17 protein-coding genes are annotated in these 16827 nt (G+C 68.0%); 10 read left to right on the top strand and 7 right to left on the bottom strand.

Features of this window, described 5'->3' with window-relative positions; all coding sequences use genetic code 11:
- Positions 1–31 precede the first annotated feature (31 nt).
- The 10 genes from iolB (at position 32) to FIU66_RS00965 (ending at position 8745) form a co-directional block, all read left to right on the top strand.
- The gene (iolB, locus tag FIU66_RS01010) at positions 32–841 is read left to right on the top strand and encodes a 5-deoxy-glucuronate isomerase (protein ID WP_167620972.1); all 810 of its coding nucleotides are present in this window, start codon (positions 32–34) and stop codon (positions 839–841) included.
- Between the two features lie 197 nt (positions 842–1038).
- Positions 1039–1869 (top strand): manganese catalase family protein, encoded by an 831-nt coding sequence (locus FIU66_RS01005; protein ID WP_167620971.1) that lies wholly within the window; start codon positions 1039–1041, stop codon positions 1867–1869.
- A gap of 75 nt (positions 1870–1944) precedes the next feature.
- Positions 1945–2673, top strand: a complete 729-nt coding sequence (locus FIU66_RS01000) for a DUF2243 domain-containing protein (protein ID WP_210254092.1) — start codon at positions 1945–1947, stop codon at positions 2671–2673.
- 25 nt (positions 2674–2698) lie between these two features.
- Positions 2699–3454, top strand: coding sequence for an SDR family oxidoreductase (locus tag FIU66_RS00995; RefSeq protein WP_167620969.1), 756 nt, complete (start codon positions 2699–2701; stop codon positions 3452–3454).
- Positions 3455–3537: 83 nt separating this feature from the next.
- Positions 3538–4023, top strand: coding sequence for a DUF4142 domain-containing protein (locus tag FIU66_RS00990; protein ID WP_167620968.1), 486 nt, complete (start codon positions 3538–3540; stop codon positions 4021–4023).
- Between the two features lies 1 nt (position 4024).
- A complete protein-coding gene (locus FIU66_RS00985; RefSeq protein ID WP_167620967.1) occupies positions 4025–4996 on the top strand; it encodes a patatin-like phospholipase family protein in 972 nt (323 codons plus the stop codon).
- Complete coding sequence (locus FIU66_RS00980) at positions 4965–6131, top strand: MBL fold metallo-hydrolase (protein ID WP_167620966.1); 1167 nt, start codon at positions 4965–4967, stop codon at positions 6129–6131. Before FIU66_RS00985 ends, FIU66_RS00980 begins: the two co-directional genes overlap by 32 nt.
- A gap of 1 nt (position 6132) precedes the next feature.
- Positions 6133–7389: a cytochrome P450 gene (locus tag FIU66_RS00975; RefSeq protein WP_167620965.1), complete on the top strand. Its 1257-nt coding sequence runs from the start codon at positions 6133–6135 to the stop codon at positions 7387–7389.
- Positions 7390–7423: 34 nt separating this feature from the next.
- Complete coding sequence (locus FIU66_RS00970; protein ID WP_167620964.1) at positions 7424–8038, top strand: hypothetical protein; 615 nt, start codon at positions 7424–7426, stop codon at positions 8036–8038.
- Positions 8039–8181: 143 nt separating this feature from the next.
- Complete coding sequence (locus tag FIU66_RS00965) at positions 8182–8745, top strand: PRC-barrel domain-containing protein (protein ID WP_167620963.1); 564 nt, start codon at positions 8182–8184, stop codon at positions 8743–8745.
- Between the two features lie 60 nt (positions 8746–8805).
- Here the strand turns inward: FIU66_RS00965 and ggt are convergent, their stop codons facing one another.
- From ggt to FIU66_RS00930, 7 genes are all read right to left on the bottom strand, one after another.
- Positions 8806–10608, bottom strand: a complete 1803-nt coding sequence (gene ggt, locus FIU66_RS00960; protein WP_167620962.1) for a gamma-glutamyltransferase — start codon at positions 10606–10608, stop codon at positions 8806–8808.
- A 72-nt stretch (positions 10609–10680) separates the two neighbouring features.
- Complete coding sequence (prpB, locus tag FIU66_RS00955) at positions 10681–11598, bottom strand: methylisocitrate lyase (protein WP_167620961.1); 918 nt, start codon at positions 11596–11598, stop codon at positions 10681–10683.
- A gap of 1 nt (position 11599) precedes the next feature.
- Complete coding sequence (locus FIU66_RS00950) at positions 11600–13123, bottom strand: tripartite tricarboxylate transporter permease (RefSeq protein ID WP_167620960.1); 1524 nt, start codon at positions 13121–13123, stop codon at positions 11600–11602.
- Positions 13123–13563 (bottom strand): tripartite tricarboxylate transporter TctB family protein, encoded by a 441-nt coding sequence (locus FIU66_RS00945; RefSeq protein ID WP_167620959.1) that lies wholly within the window; start codon positions 13561–13563, stop codon positions 13123–13125. The genes FIU66_RS00950 and FIU66_RS00945 overlap by 1 nt, the downstream gene beginning before the upstream one ends.
- A gap of 11 nt (positions 13564–13574) precedes the next feature.
- The gene (locus tag FIU66_RS00940; RefSeq protein ID WP_167620957.1) at positions 13575–14564 is read right to left on the bottom strand and encodes a tripartite tricarboxylate transporter substrate binding protein; all 990 of its coding nucleotides are present in this window, start codon (positions 14562–14564) and stop codon (positions 13575–13577) included.
- A gap of 65 nt (positions 14565–14629) precedes the next feature.
- Complete coding sequence (locus FIU66_RS00935) at positions 14630–16069, bottom strand: sensor histidine kinase (protein WP_167620956.1); 1440 nt, start codon at positions 16067–16069, stop codon at positions 14630–14632.
- Entirely contained in the window at positions 16066–16743 is a 678-nt protein-coding gene (locus FIU66_RS00930; RefSeq protein ID WP_167620955.1) for a response regulator, read from the bottom strand. Before FIU66_RS00930 ends, FIU66_RS00935 begins: the two co-directional genes overlap by 4 nt.
- Positions 16744–16827 lie beyond the last annotated feature (84 nt).

Raw genomic sequence — 16827 nt, 5'->3', positions numbered from 1 at the left:
GGATATTTGAGCCAATGTGAAAGAGGCCGCCATGCCTGACCTTCTTTGCAGACCCTTCGGCACCCATGGAAAGGTGCACCAGATCACGCCTCAGGCGGCGGGCTGGCGGTATGTGGGCTTTTCCCTTTATCGGTTGCGCGCGGGGGAAACGGCAGCCGAGGCGACCGGAGAGCAGGAAGCGATCCTTGTGATGGTCGAAGGGCGCGCGCGCATTGAGGCCGCAGGACAGGACTGGGGCGAGCTAGGCGACCGGATGGATGTCTTCGAGAAGACGCCGCCGCATTGCCTTTATGTCCCGAACGGCCAGGACTGGCGAGCCGAGGCCACCACCGACTGCACCATCGCCGTCTGCACCGCGCCGGGACGGGGCGGGCATCCCGCGCGCCGCATCGGGCCAGACGGCATCACCCTGACCCAGCGCGGCAAGGGGTCGAACACCCGCTGGATCAACAACATTGCCATGGAGGCCGAGGACTGGTGCGACAGCCTTCTGGTGACCGAGGTCTTCACGCCGGCCGGAAACTGGTCATCCTATCCCAGCCATCGCCATGACGAGGATGATTTCCCCCGCATAACCTATCTTGAGGAAACCTATTACCACCGCCTGAACCCGCGCGAGGGCTGGGGCATCCAGCGCGTCTATACCGACGACGGGTCGCTGGACGAGGTGATGGCCGTGCGCGACGGCGACGTGGTGCTGGTCCCTCGCGGCCACCACCCCTGCGGTGCCCCCCACGGGTTCGAGATGTATTACCTCAATGTCATGGCCGGGCCGCGCCGGGCCTGGCGCTTTGTCGCAGCGCCCGAGGTGGAAGGCGTGATCGAGCGCGACAAGGGCTGAGAGCCCCCGCAGGGGATTGCGGCGCGCTCGGGCTGGGGCTGGGGCTGGGGCTGGGGCTGATAAAGTTTGGTCGAACAACTTTCCGGGGAACAACCCGGCGGTGGGACAGTTTGTGGACCGGGTGCCTGCTTGATGCCGGCGCGTGCCTTGCAGCCCGCTTGACGGGCGTTCCAGTCCACGACCACCCGAGGTTTCCAATGTTCTACACCGACAACAAGCTGCAATATCCCGTTCGTGTCGATTCCCCCGATCCGCTGTTCGCGCGTGCGCTGCAACAGGCCATCGGAGGCGTCGAAGGCGAGATCCGCGTGGCCATGCAGTACTTCTTCCAGGCCTGCGGCGCACGGGGCAACCCTAAGTTCCGCGACCTTCTGATGAACACCGCGGCCGAGGAGCTGGGCCATATCGAGATGCTGGCAACGGCGGTCGCTATGAACCTGGAAGGCGCGCCCTTGTCGATGAAAGAGGAAATGGCCGCCACCGACCGCGCTGTCGGGGCCATCATGGGGGGCATGAACCTCAAGAACCTGCTGTCCTCGGGCCTATCGGCCATGCCGATCGACAGCGACGGCGTGCCCTTCGACATGTCCCACATCTATGCCAGCGGCAACATCGCCGCCGACATGACCGCCAATGTCGCCGCCGAGGCGACCGGCCGGACCCTGGCCGTGCGGCTTTACAACATGACCGACGACACGGGCATGAAGGACATGCTGCAATACCTGATCGCCCGCGACACCATGCACCAGAACCAGTGGCTGGCCGCGCTTGAGGAGCTGGGCGGCATGACCGGCGCCTTCCCGATCCCCAACAGCCACCCGCAGGCCGAGGAAAAGACCGAGTTCAGCTATGCCTATCTGGGCTTCCAGGCCGATGGCAGCGCACCGGCCCCGGGCCGCTGGGGCGAAGGCCCCTCGATCGACGGCAAGGGCACCTTCGCGACCGGCAAGCTGCAGCCTTCGGACCAGAAGCCCGACCTGGGCATGGCCCGGCCGGGCAGCGGCGCACAGGCCGAGCAGATCGGATGATCGGCAGGCCCGCCGGACCCATCCGGCGGGCCTTTTCCGGCGCGAGGAACGGCGTTGATGGCACGGTCTTCCTGGATGCGATGGTCATGCCTTCTGGGTTTTGCCCTGGGCGGGTTCTTCGACGGCATCCTGCTGCACCAGATCCTGCAATGGCACCATCTTCTAAGCCTTGTGCCGGGGATGGAGGATCTGCGCCTGCAGATCCTGTGGGACGGCTGGTTCCATGCGCTGATGTATGGTCTGGCTGCCCTGGCCCTGTGGGGTCTGTGGCGCGGCAAGGCCGAGGCGGCGGGCACGAACCCGACACTGGGCGCCCTGCTTCTGGGCTTCGGGGCTTGGCATGTCCTGGACGGGATCCTGTCGCATTGGCTTCTGGGCCTGCACCGGATCAAGCTGGACAGCGCCGTTCCCCTGGCCTGGGACCTGGGGTGGTTTGCGGGCCTTGGCATCCTGCCGATCCTGCTGGGCTTGTGGCTTGGCCGCAGGCCCGGGCGCGGAGGGCCGCGGCCTGCGGTCACCGTGGCGCTGCTTGCGGCTTTGGGACTGGGCGCGGGCTTCTGGGCGGCGCAGCCGCCGGCGGAACAGCCTTTCAGCACCATCGTCTTCGCATCCGGCGTCGATCCCGAACACGCCCTGGCCAAGGCAGGCTTCGCGCAGGCGGAACTGATCTGGTCCGACCCCCTGGCGCAGGTCACCGTTGCCCGGCTGGGCGAAGGCAATCCCTGGCGCCTTTACCTTGCGGGGGCGCTGATGGTCAGCGGCACCGGAATGCCCGCCGGATGTTTCAACTGGGCGCGCGCCTAGCCGCCGCCCCGGACAGGAGAACAGAATGACCCTTGCCATCATCACCGGCGGCTCGACCGGGATCGGCCTTGAACTGGCCCGCATCGCCCGGGCCGAGGGCCACCAGGCCATCATCGTCGCGGACGAACCTGCAGTCCATACCGCCGCCGTCGAACTGGGCGCCGAGGCGGTCGAGGCGGACCTTGCGACGCCCGAGGGGATCGCTGCGGTCCTGGCGCAACTGGGCGGGCGTGACGTGGATCTGCTGATGCTGAATGCGGGCACCGGGATGGGACACGCCTTCCTGGACCAGGATCCGGCCGGGATCGACCATGTGGTGATGACCAACGTCCTGGGCGTGCTGCGCCTGGCCCATCCGATCGGGCGCAGGATGCGAGACCGCGGCGAAGGCCATATTCTTGTCACCGGGTCCATCGCCGGCTTCATGCCGGGAACCTTCCAGGTGATCTACAATGCCTCGAAGGCCTTCCTGAACAACTTCGCCCTGGGCTGGAACGAGGAACTGAAGGACAGCGGGGTCACGGTGACCTGCCTGATGCCCGGCATCACCGACACCGCCTTCTTCGAACGCGCGGGCCTGACGGATACGCCGCTTGGGCAGATGAAGAACAAGGACGACCCGGCGATGGTCGCCCGCGCAGGCTACGACGCGATGATCGCGGGCCGGGCGCAAATGACGCCGGGCCTCAAGAACAAGGCCCAGGCCGCGATGGCCGAGATCCTTCCTGCGGGCCTGGTCGCCAAGGCCCATCGGCAGATGGCCAAGCCGGAAGACGAATAAACCCCATGCCGCCTGGCCGGCGACCGGCCCGGCGGATCATCCAGGCCCGGCCTTGCCCGGCCACCCCACTGAAGGAGAACCCAATGCAGCGCAGAACCCTTTTCGCCGCCGGTGCCGTCGCCGCCGTCCTGCCGGTCGCCCGGATGTCCTTTGCCCAGGACGCCCCCGATGCGGACATGCAGGCCATCCTGCTGGGCGGAAACTTCTCTCTGCTCAGCAGCCGCCTCGCCGCGGAAAAGGCCACCGACCCAGCGGTCCAGGCCTTCGCCGCGCTTGAAGCGTCCGAGCAGGAGGCCGTGGCCCGTGCCTTTGGCGCAGCCCCGTCCGACCAGGTGACGCCCGAACATGCGACCATGCTGCAGCAGATGAACGCCATGGAGGCGGGCGCCGAGTTCGACCGGCAGTATCTGGCGGCCCAGATGCAGGGCCACGAGGAGTTGCGCGCCCTGCACTCGGCCTATGCCGAGAACGGCTCCAACCCGATGGCGCGGGGTGCGTCGATTGTCGGCGTCCCGGCGATCGATTCGCACATGTCCATGCTGCGCGCGATCAGCAACAGGCTGGGCTGACATGACCGAGGCCTGGCTTTGCCTTGCCGGCGGGAATGCGCTTGGCGCATTCCATGTCGGCGCCTGGCAGGCGATCGAACAATCCGGCCTGCGCGTCACGCGCATGTCGGGCGCCTCGATCGGCGCCGTGGTCACGGCCGTGATCGCGGGCAATCCGCCGGAACGGCGCGTCGCTGCCCTGGCCCAGTTCATTTCCCATGTCCAGCAGCAACACCCTGTCGCCGGCCGGCGCGCCGCCGTCGCGGGGTTGCTGATGCGGGGCCATCCCTCGCTGTTCGTGCCGTCCTGGCCGGGGTTCTGGGAAATCCTGCCCGGGATGCCCGGGGACAAGTCGCAGTTCAAGCGCGGCCCGATGCGGCGGCTGCTTGAGCGGTCGATCGATTTCGATCTGCTCAACGACGGCGATATCGAGGTGACGGTGACCGCGCTTGATTATGAAACAGGCGAGATCCTGGATTTCCGCAACCGCGACATGCGCCTGACGGTGGACCACATCATGGCCAGCACCGCGCTGCCGATCCTGTTCCGGCCCGTCCACCTGGACGGACATGTGCTGATGGACCCGGGGATCTGCGAGAACCTGCCCCTTCGGCCCCTGCTGGACCGGCCGGGCAATGCTGCAATCATCGCGCTTGACCTGTTCGTGCAGCAAGGCAAGCTTTCTGAAACCATGGACGGCATCGGCACCCGGGCCCAGGAACTGTTCTTCGCCGGACAATCGGCCCGCATCATTGCAAATGCCGACCTGCAGGGACGCAATTTCCGCCACATCGTCCTGACCGATCCCGAGGACGAATTCATCGGCAAGGCCTTCGATTTCAGCCGGTCCAACCTGGAACGCCGGGTGCAGCTGGGCAAGCTGCTGACCAGTCAGTCGCTGGCCGATCTGAACGTCATGATCCCGGCCCCCAGTGATAATCCCCCCTTGGAAGGAGCGTCGGATGATCCCGCCTCGTCTTCACGCCCGTCTTGACGCGGCATCGGCCGCGGCCCTTCTGCTGCTGCCCTCGGCGCTGCAATGGCCGGCCCGGCTTGTCCGCCCCCTGGCGCTTGCGGGGCTGGGGGTGGCGGCCTATTCGCTGGCCACCCGCTATCGCGAAGATGCGGACGGCGCCATCGACCTGGGCCAGCACCGGATGCTGGACGCGGCGCAGGGCGCGGCCTGCCTTGCTGCGGGATTGGCCGAAAGGGCATCCGGCCCCCGCGCCTTTTTAACGGGCTATGGCGCCTTTTCCCTGGCCGCGGCTTTTCTGACCCAGCCCGAGGGACCGCGCGGCGTCACTCTGCCGCCCGATGCCGTGGCCGAGGACCTGGGCCCCGATCTTGTCCGCCTGCGCTGCGGCATCGTCAACGTGGCCTTTATCGGCCCGGTGAACGCGGGGGACCGGGGCTGGTTCCTGGTCGATGCCGGTATCGGGGGATCGGGCGCCGCGATTCGGGCTGCGGCCGAAAGCCGCTTCGGCACCGCGCGGCCCAAGGCGATACTGCTGACCCACGGCCATTTCGACCATGTCGGCGCGCTGGAGGAACTGGCGCGCGAATGGGACGCACCGATCCTGGCGCACCGCCATGAACGCCCCTTCCTGGACGGCACCCGGTCATATCCGCCCCCCGCCCCAGAGGTCGGCGGCGGCAGCATGGCGGAATTGTCGCCGCTGTTCCCGCGCAGCCCCCTTAATGTCACGGACCGGTTGCAGGACCTTCCGGGGGATGGCGAGATCCCGGGGCTTCCCGGCTGGCGGTGGATCCATACGCCAGGCCATTCGCCGGGCCATGTCTCGTTCTGGCACGAAGCCTCGGGCAGCCTGATCGCCGGCGATGCGATCAGCACGACCCAGCAGGAATCGTTGTCCAGCGCCGCCTTGCAGACCCCGCATCTGCAAGGCCCGCCTGCCTATTTCACCATCGACTGGGAAGCGTCGGGCCGGTCCGTCCGCAGGCTTGCGGCGCTGCGGCCCCAGGTGATGATCCCGGGGCACGGTCATGCCGTGGCGGGACCGGTCTTCCTGGCCGCCCTTGACCGACTGGCGCAGGATTTTGCCGCGCGGGGCGTGCCGCGGCACAGCCGCTATGCCCCCCGCCATGTCCACCTGCCGGACGACGGCTGACATGGCAACGGCGCTTCCCGCTCTGCCGGGGGTCGATCATTCGCTGCAATTCCTGCGACAGGGCTATGACTTCGTGGGCCAGGGCTGCAGGACGGTCGGCGCCCACCGCTTTCGCGCCCGGGTGATGCTGCGCCCGGTGATCTGCGCCCAAGGGGCGGATGCCGCGCGGCTGATCTATGACCCCGACCTGTTCACCCGCAAGGGCGCGATGCCGCCCCATGTGCTGCGCCTTCTGCAGGACAAGAACAGCGTGCAGATGCTGGACGGCCCGCCCCACCGGCATCGCAAGGGGCTGTTCACCAGCCTGCTGATGACGGACGAGGCCGAACAATCCCTGCTGGACCTGCTGGACCGGGAATGGGGCCGCGCCCTGCAGGACTGGACGGGGCAGGACCGGATCGTGCTGTTCGACCAGGTGAACCTGATCCTGACCCGCGCCATCCTCGGCTGGACCGGCGTTGCCTTGGACGATCCCGACCGGATGGCGGGCGATCTTTCCGCGATGATCGAGAACACCGGCCGCCTCGGCCCGCGCATGTGGCAGGCCTTGGCGCGGCGGCGGCGCGTGGAAGCCCGCATCCGCCGCGTCATCCGCGCAGCCCGCGCCGACGCCGCCCATGAAGATAGCCCGCTGCACCGCATCGCCCGGTTCCGCGACGCCGACGGAAAGCCCCTGACGCTGGACCAGGCCGTGGTCGAGCTGATCAACATTCTGCGCCCGACGGTGGCCATCGGCCGCTATGTCGCCTTTGCGGCGCTTGCGCTGCACCGCCATCCGTCCCTGGCGCCGGCGTTGCGGCAAGGCCGGCTTGGTTATGAAGCCTTTGCCGAGGAAGTGCGCCGCGATTCGCCCTTCTTCCCGGTGATCGGCGGCATTGCCCGGCGCGGCTTCGACTGGAACGGGGTCGCGGTCGCGAAGGGGGACTGGATGCTGGTGGACCTGTTCGGCACCTGCCACGATCCCCGGCTGTTCCCGGCGCCGCAGGACTTCGACCCGCAGCGGCCGCTGTCCTGGCGCGACTTCGGCAGCGACTTCGTCCCGCAGGGCGCGGGCAGCCCGCATGACGGGCATCGCTGTCCCGGCGAACGGCTGACGGTCGCCGTGATCCGCCATGCGGCCCGGATGCTGGTCGAGAGGATGGATTATTCCGTCCCGCCCCAGGATCTGACCGTGTCGCTGTCCCATGTCCCTGCCCTTCCCGCAAGCGGCATGGTTCTGGCGGCGGTCCGCCCGCGGGCGACGCGTTCCGGCCCATAGGAAACCGATTCCTGCCCGGCCTCGTTCGGTGGGCATGTGGGAATGGATCACCAGCAACGCCGCCGTGATGCAGGCGATCATCGCCCTGGTGACCGCCGGCGTCTGGATCACCTATCTGCATGTCTTCGTCGAAAGCCTGCGCCGCCAGCGGCGGAGCGAGATCCTGATCACAATGGGTGGCGGGCGCGGGCTTGGCAGCCGCGTCCTTGTCAGCAACCTGGGGCTCGAGCCGATCTACATCCTGGATGTCATGCTGACCCTTTGTTCTGATGCGGGCGAAAGGATCGTCTCGGTGGCGGACCGCACGGAGCTTGATCCTTCGCGCGACGACGACGGTCCCGGTCGGGCAACGCTGCAGGGCCCGTTGAAAAGCGGCGATTACGTGGAAACCGGCACCGTCGACACCCTTCTGGACCGCGCGGCACGCACCCTGGGCAAGGGGCGCGAGGATGGGGAACTGTCGCGCATAGAGATCACCATCGCCGCCGTCACCGCCGCGGCCTCGGGGATCGTGGCGGCGCGCCGCGTCTTTAATGTCCGGCATCGGGACGAGGGCACGGCGCTGCAGCCGCGCACGATCTATGCCGAACAGATCCGTGACCGACGCGGCCGCAGGCGGATCGAGGACCAGCTTCTGAAGATGCTGTAGGCGCCCATCCGCCGCGGCCTGCCGCAGGGCCGCAGCGTCCTGCTGGCGGAAACGTGGGGGAACCGTGATGGCGCCTGCCCGTTGTCCCTTCAGCCGGGCACTTCCCGGAACCCATTGATAAGAAGAACATCAGGAGACTGCCGATGACCAAGCTGCTTGCTTCCACCGCCCTTGTCGCCATGCTTGCCGCGCCTGCCGCGATCGCCCAGACCGCCACCACCGCACCGGCCACGACCGAGGCGCCGATGACCGACGCCACCACCACCGCGCCTGCGGATGCGACCACCACCACGACGATGCCGGCGGACGGCACAACGGCCGCCATGCCGGCAGGCGGCGCCATGGCGGACGAAGGCTTTGGCTACACCGCAATGGCGGGTGACATGTCGGCCGAAACCTTCATGGGCAAGCGCCTTTATGCGTCCGAGGCCGAGGTTGATGTAAACGCTGCCTATACCGAGGTGGACCAGGACTGGGAAGACATCGGCGAGATCAGCGACCTGGTGATCGGCCAGGACGGCATGGTCAAGGCCGTGCTGACCGATATCGGCGGCTTCCTGGGCTTGGGCGAACGCACCGTGGCCGTGTCGATGGACGACCTGCAGGTGATCCGCGACGGCGATTCCGAGGACGAATACTTCATCGTCTTCACCGCGAACCGCGCCGCACTTGAAAATGCGCCCGAGTTCGAATGGATGGACGAATAAGCAAGACCCTTCGCGGGCTTTTGCAGGGGGCGCGCCGCTGGCGCGCCCTTTCGCATGGCGTCAACCGCCCAGGGCGATCCCTTCGCGGCGGCGATCGGCCCCGCCCGTCAGGCCGTCCGGCCCGATGACGATGCCTTGAAGGCCCGAGGTCAGTTCCGTCTCGTTCAGCTCGAACCCGATGGCCGCCAGACCCTCGGCAAGGGTCGCGGGCAGGCCGGGCTCGACATCCATGGGGCCGAAGCGGTTGACGATGTTGGGCGCGGCCACCGCCTGCTGGATGTCCATCCCCCAGTCCAGATGCGCGACGATGGCGCGGGCGACATAGCCGATGATGCGGCTGCCGCCGGGCGATCCGATCACCATGACCGGGCGGTCGTCCTTCAGAACGATGGTCGGCGCCATCGAGGACCGGGGCCGCTTGCCGGGCGCAAGGGCATTGGCGATGGGCCAGCCGTTCTCGTCATGGGTCTCGAAGCTGAAATCGGTCAGTTCGTTGTTCAGAAGAAAGCCGTTCGCCATGACGCGCGAGCCGAAGCCGTTCTCGATGGTGGTGGTCATGGACAGCGCGTTGCCCTGCCCGTCCACGATCGAGATATGCGTGGTCGAGGGAAGTTCCAGCGAACTGTCCTGCCCCCACAGCGCGGCATGAGACCAGCCGGGATTGCCCGGGGCCACTTCGGGCAGGCTGTCGTCGCCGGCCAGAAGCTTGGCCCGGTCCGCCAGATAGGCGGGGTCGATCAGCCCCTCGGTCGGCATGGGCACGTGGTCGCTGTCGGCCATGAAGCGGCCCCGGTCGGCAAAGGCCAGGCGCGATGCATCGCCGATCAGCCGCCAGCTCTCCGGGCTTTCGGCCCCCAACGCTGCCAGATCGTAGCCACCCAGCATCCCCAGGATCTGCCCCACCGTCAGCCCGCCGGACGAGGGCGGACCCATGCCGCAGACATCATGGGCGCGGTATTCCACGCAGACCGCAGGGCGTTCCACCACGCGATAGGCCGACAGATCCTGCATCGACAAAAGGCCCGGATTGTCGGCCCCGCGCACCGCCGCAACGATGCCTTCCGCGACCTTGCCGCCATAAAAGCCGTCCGCGCCCTCGGCTGCCAGCAGCCGCAGGGTTTCGGCGTAATCCGGGTTCCGCAGCGTCGCCCCTGCCGCGACCGGCTGGCCGCCGGGGAAGAAGTAATCGGTGGTGGCGGCATCGGCCTGCAACGCGTCGCCCTCTCCGGCGACAAGGCTGGCGAGGCGCGGCGAGACGGTGAAGCCGTCCTCGGCCAGGCGGATCGCGTCGTCGAAAAGGCCCGACCAGTTGGCCCGGCCCCAGCGGCGGTGCGCGGCTTCCAGCAACGCCGGCGTGCCGGGCGTGCCGACGGACAGCCCGCCCACGACGGCCTCCATGAACTCCAGCGGCTGGCCTTCATCGTCAAGGAACAGCCTCGGCGTCGCGGCCATGGGCGCGGTTTCGCGGCCGTCCAGCGTGGTCAATTCGCCCGTTCCGGCGTCATACCAGACAAGGAAGGCCCCACCCCCCAGGCCCGAGCTTTGCGGCTCGACCAGGCCCAGGACGGTCTGGACCGCGACCATTGCATCTGCCGCGCTGCCCCCGGCCTCCAGCACGCGCGCCCCGGCCTGGACGGCCAGGGGATGGGCCGCGCTGACCATCCAGTCCTGGCCTGCCACGGGCCGGCCTTCCGCCTTGGCGTCCAGGGCCGCGCGGGCCGCATCGGTCAGCAGGCCGAAGGCGTCGGCCCGCGCTGCGGGTTGCGACGCCGCTTCGGGCGCAATCGCATCGGTCGCCTGCTGGGCGGCAGCCCAACTGGCGCTGCACAAAAGCAACGCCGTCGCAAATGCCTGATGTTTCATCCGGTCCTCCCCTGCTGGTTGTGGCCAGTCTGCGCGCGGGGGGACCGGGGTGCAAGCCGCGATCCGGGCCGCCTAGTCGCCGCCCCCGGACCCCGGCGGCAGCAGGCTGCGGCTGATCGAGGCGTCCAATCCCTCGAAGCCGAAATAATCCAGCGTCTCGTAAAGCTCCGCCCGCGTCTGCATATGCCCCAGCATCGGGGCGGTCGTGTCGTGGTCGCGCAGCGCCGCGTAAAGGCGTTCCTGCGCTTGGTTGGCCATCCGCAGGGACGATACCGGCCAGATCACCATCTTGTAGCCCAGATCCTGCAACTCTGCCCCGGTCAGCTGCGGGGTCCGCCCGAACTCGGTCATGTTGGCCAGCAGCGGCACGCCGGGCAGGGCTTGGGCAAAGCGGCGCATCAGGTCGATGTCGGTCAGCGCCTCGGGGAAGATCGCGTCCGCCCCGGCTTCCAGATACAGGCGCGCCCGGGCGATGGCGGCGTCCAGCCCCTCGTTTGCCAGGGCGTCGGTGCGGGCGATCACCACAAGGTCGCGCCGGGCGCGGACGGCGGCTGCGACCTTGGCGGCCATGTCCTGCGGCAGCGCCAGCCGCTTGTCGGACAGGTGGCCGCATTTCTTGGGCAGGATCTGGTCTTCCAGATGGATCGCGGCCGCGCCCGCCTCCTCGAAGCGGCGGACGGTGACCATCGCGTTCAGTGCCTCGCCATAGCCGGTATCGGCATCGACCAGCACCGGCAGCCCCGAGGCGCCCGCGACCTGCCGGATGAAGAAGCACACGTCGTCGATGGTGATCAGCCCCAGGTCGGGCAGGCCCATCGAGGCGCTCATCGCCGCGCCGGACAGATACAGCCCCTTAAAGCCTGCGGCGCGCGCCTGCAGCGCCGCCTGGCCGTTATGGGCGCCCGGCAGGCGGAAGATGCCGGGCCGGGACAGGCGGTCGCGGAACCGCCGGCCCGCAGGGACGGGATCGTGACGGACAAGCCAGGTCATCTCAGTCCTCGGCCAGGCTGGCTTCGGCGGGCAGCGCCCGGCGCAGCAGGCGCGGCAGCAGCAGGATTGCCCCGGCGGCAACCCACAGGGTGATCGCGATGGAACTGGACCACAGCACGCTGACATCGCCCGCAGACAGCGACAGGGACCGGCGCAGGTTCGTTTCAAGGATGCCTCCCAGAACGAAGCCCAGGATCAGCGGCGCCATCGGCACATGCATCCGCCGCAGCCAGTAGGCGGCCACACCCACCACGACCATCAGGATCAGGTCGAAGCTGGCCGACTTGCCCGAATAGACCCCCACCGCCGAGACGACCACGATAAAAGGCACCAACACCCAGGCGGGCACCGTCAGCATCCGCGCGAAAAAGCCTACCAGCGGGATGTTCATCGCCAGCAGCATCACGTTGCCGATGAACAGCGAAGCGATCAGCCCCCAGACCAGTTCCGGCTGCGAGGTGAACAGCATCGGGCCCGGCGTGAGGTTGTAGAGGGTCAGCACGCCCAGCATGATCGCCGTCGTGCCCGAACTGGGGATGCCCAGCGTCAGCATCGGGATGAAGTTCGAGTTCGAGGCCGAGTTGTTCGAGGCCTCGACCGTAGCCAGGCCGCGCAGGTCGCCCTGGCCGAACTGGCTGCCCTGCGGGTCGCGCCGTTCGGTCAGCTTGCGCTCGGTGGAATAGGCCAGGGCGGATGCGACCGTGCCGCCCGCGCCCGGCAGAAGGCCGATGAAGAAGCCGATGCCCGATCCCCGCAGCGCCGAGGCAAAGGTGAAGCGCATCTCGGACAGGTTGAACAGGCTGCGGCCCATCCGCTCGATCCGCACGCTGGCGCCGTCGCGATGGCCCTGCAGCAGGATCAGCAATTCGGAAATCGCGAAAAGGCCGATCACCAGGGTGGAAAAGGCCAGCCCGTCGATCAGGTTCGGCATGTCGAAGGTATAGCGCATGACGCCGGAATTGGCGTCGATGCCGATGGTGGACAGCGCAAGCCCGATGCCCGTCGCCAGCAGCGCCTTGATCGGCTGGTCGGACAGAAGGCCCGTCAGGCAGGCGAAGGCAAAGATCATCAGCGCCACGTATTCCACCGGCCCAAAGGCCAGCGCCCATCGCGACAGCACGGGCGCGGCCAGCACGATCCCAACGGTCGCCAGGACCGACCCCACGAAGGACGTCCAGGCCGACAGCGACAGCGCGACCCCGGCCATGCCCCGGCGCGACAGGGGATAGCCTTCGATCGCGGTCATGACGGCCGAGGCCTCTCCGGGGACGTTGATCAGGATGGCGCTGATCCGCCCGCCATATTCCGACCCGATATAGATCGCGGCCATCAGGATCATCGAGCTTTCCGGCGGCAGGCCCAGGGCGAAGACCACCGGGACCAGCATGGCCACCGCGTTGACAGGCCCAAGGCCCGGCAGAACGCCCACCATCGTGCCCACGACCGCGCCCAGGGCGGCCAGGGCCAGGTTCATCGGCGTTCCGGCGACGGCAAAGCCGTTCATCAGAAGGGACAGGGTTTCCATCAGATCAGGCCTCCCATGATGCCGGTCGGCAAGACCACGTCCAGGCCGTGGTCGAACAGCAGATAGGATCCCACCGACAGCACCGCCCCCGAGACGATGGCCTGGATCAGGCTGGCCCCGAAGATCAAGGCCACCGCCCCCGCCATCACGAAGGTCGAGGGGACGTAGCCCAGCCGTTCGAAGACCACGGCATAGACCAGCAGCGTGACCGACAGCATCAGGATGCCGGTCATGGTGCGGCCGCTGACCGCGTCGGCATCGGTGCCGCCGCGGATCACCAGCATCACGCCGCAGAACGCGATCAACGCGGCCGTCAGCATCGGAAAGGCGCGCGGGCCCACGGGTTCATAGGCGAAGGGCGCGACCAGCCCCCAGCCGAAGACTGCAAGGATCCCGGCCATGAGCAATGCCACGGCCCCAAGGGTTCTGTTGCTGCTCATGACCGTGTTCCTTACTGCTGGACCAGCTGGAACTCGCCCGCGAGCGCGCGATAGTTCGCGACCGCCTCGGTCACGAAGGCGTCCAGTTCCTCGCCCGTCAGGGGAAGCGGCAGCAGGTTGCGGCTTTGCAGCAGGGCATCATAGCCGGGGGCCTGCATGGCGGTCTCGAAAGCCTGGACCCACCACTGGTAATCCTCGTCCGACACCTCGGGTCCGACGTAGAAGCCGCGCACGATCGGCCAGTCGATGGCATAGCCCTGCTCGGTCGCGGTCGGCACGTCGGCCAGCTTGCCGGGCAGCCGCTCGGGCGAGAAGACGGCCAGCATCTTCAGGGGCGCACCGCCGTCGATGGCGGCCTGGCTGTCGCCCACGTCGTTCATGCAGGCATCGACATGGCCGCCCTGCAGCGCGGTCGCGCAGTCGCCGCCCCCTTCGAAGGCCACGAAGCGCATCGACTTGTGGTCGATCCCCGCCGCGCGCGCGGTCAAGGCGGCCTTCATCCAGTCCTGGCTGCCGATGGTGCCCCCCGCGCCCAGGATGACCGAGCCGGGATCGGCCTTGATGGCCTCCATCATGGCCGTCAGGCTGTCATATTCGCTGTCGGCAGGCACCACGACCGCGCCGTAATCGGCTCCGACCGAGGCCACCCAGCGGACGTCGTCTTCGTCATGGGCGCCGAACTTGCCCTGCGCCAGGTTCAGCAGCGAGCCGGCCGAAAAGGCGACAATGGTGCCGGGTTCGCCGGGACGCTGGCTGACGATGGTGCTGTAGGCCACGGCGCCGATGCCGCCGGGCATATAGGACACGCGCAGGGGCGATTCCAGCACGCCCGCTTCGGTAAAGGCGGCTTGGGCCAGCTTGCAGGTGATGTCGAAGCCGCCGCCGGGCTGGGCGGGGGCGACGCATTCGGGGCGTTCCGGCGCGGCATGGGCCAGCGAGGCCGTCAGCAGGAAGAGAGGCGCGGAAAAGGCCGCCGCGCGGCGCGGAGTGATGCGGATCATGGTTTCCTCCCAAGGAACAGGTCGGGCCCTCCAGCCCGTGGGGCGAGGTTACATCATCGAAGCTTTCAGGCAGCTTTCAGTCCGGAAGGTTCGGCGGGCAGGTGCAACACGGCGTCCAGGCCGCCTTCGGGACGGTTCGACAGATCCAGTCGCCCGCCAAGCGCCCTGGCGATCTCTTGCACGATATTCAGGCCCAGCCCCGTGCTGGAAGGGTTGCGGACGCCGTTTCCAGAAAGGTTGAAGCGTTGCCCGCTTCCCAGCCTGCGCAGAAGATCCTGCGACAGGCCCGGCCCCCCGTCGCGGATCGAAATCGCCATGGTGCCTACCCCCCGCGCCGCCGTCAGCGTCACCGTGCCGCCCGGCGGGCTGGCGGTGATCGCGTTCTGCAAAAGGTTGCTGACGGCTTCGAACAGAAGGGCCTCGGTCGTGTGCAGGCTGCCTGTGTGGGCATCCGCCTCGACCTCCAGAAGGATGCGGCGCTTGCGGGCCTCGGCCATGTGCAGGCGGACCACGCCGTCCAGAAGCGTCGCCACATCAACGGGTTCGGCGGCGGCGCTGCTCCACAGGGCACTGTTGCGCGCAAGGGCAAGGGCCAGAAGCTGGCTGGTCAGGCGCGAGGAACGGTCGGTGATCTCGCGCATGGCGCGCAGCACGGCGTGCAGATCGGCAGGATCCTGAAGCTGCAGCCCGCGGTCGATCTGGGCGCGCAGCACGGCCAGCGGCGTCTTCAGCTGGTGCGACGCATCCTCGATGAAGCGGCGCTGCGCCTCGCCCTGGATGCGGTGGCGGTCGACCAGCCGGTTGACCGACTGCACCAGGGGCTGCACCTCTCGCGGCAGGCCCGACGGGTCAAGCTGGCGCAGGTCGTCCGATGCCCGCCGGTCCAGCCGGTCGCGCAGCGCCCGCAGGGGCCGCAGCCCGGCATGGACACCGACCGCCAGAAGCAGCGTGGCCGAAGCAAGCGCGGCAAGGTCGCGCAGCACTGTGCGGGTGATGACCGTGCGCAGGAAAGCCTCGCGCGATTCGGTGGTTTCGGCGATCTCGATGATAAGGTTCTGGCCCTCGGCGCCGTAGAGCGGCGGATCCAGCGGCCGCATGTAGGCCGCGACCCGGATCGGCCGGTCATAGTAAAGGGCATCATAGAAGACCACTTGCCCCGTCGTCAGCGGCGGCGGGGGCGGCAGCAGCGAATCGCCGATCTGGACCAGCCCGTCGTCGGTGGATACGCGGAACAGGATCTCGCCATCGGCGGTGGCCTGAAAGCTTTCGAACAGCGGATAGGGCAGTTCGACCCCCAGCCCGCCGCTTTCGGTCGAGATGCGCAGGTCGATGGCCCGGATGGCCCCGCGCAGGGAACGGTCATAGGCGCTGTCGGCCACCTCGCGCAGCGATTGCATCGACAGGATCAGCCCCACCACCATCGTGAACAGCAGCGTGGGCACCATCCACAGCGCCAGCGTGCGCCAAAGCGGGCGCCCCTGCAGGGGATCGGGGCGAGCACTCACTCGCGATCCTCGTCATGTTCCAGCAGATAGCCGATGCCGCGCAGGGTCACGATCTGGATCGGCGCATGGGCCAGCCGCTTTCGCAGCCGGTGGATGATGACCTCGATCGCCTCGGGGTTCATGTCGCTTTCCACCGAAACCAGCCGGTCGAGGATCTGGGTCTTGGACAGGGGATCCCCGGGCCGTTGGATCAGCAGGCGCAGCACGGCATGTTCGCGGGGCGACAGCGACAAAACCTCGTCGCCCAGCGTGAAGCGTTGCCCGGCCTGGTCGAAGCACAGAGGGCCGCAGGCATAAACGCCGCGGGCCCGGCCGTGGCTGCGCCGGATCAGGGCATGGATGCGGACCTCCAGTTCCTCGATGGCGAAGGGCTTGCCCATGAAGTCGTCGGCCCCGTCCCGCAGCAAGGCGACCCGCTGGGCCAGGCTGTCGCGGGCGGTCATCACCAGCAAGGGCGTGTCGTTCCCGCGCGCCTTAAGCCGGGCCAGGAACTCGGCCCCGGTCATCTGCGGCAGGCCGAGGTCCAGCAGGATCAGGTCATAGCTGTCGGCCGCGATGCTGGCCTCGGCGCCGCGGCCGTCCTCGGTCCAGTCGACCTGAAATCCCCGGCCAACCAGGCTTTGGGTCAGCCATTCGGCAAGATCCTCATCATCTTCGACAAGTAGAAGCTTCAAGGGCCTGCTTCCCCGTTACGAGGCGTTCCATTCCGCCCTGGCCGCTTCACTATCGCGCAGGAGAGAAACGCGCCGCAACCCTTT

This window comes from Paracoccus sp. AK26, from assembly GCF_011801365.1.
Lineage (GTDB): Bacteria > Pseudomonadota > Alphaproteobacteria > Rhodobacterales > Rhodobacteraceae > Paracoccus > Paracoccus aerius.
Note: the sequence above shows the minus strand (reverse complement) of the source record. Positions and strands in the feature narration are given on the sequence as shown.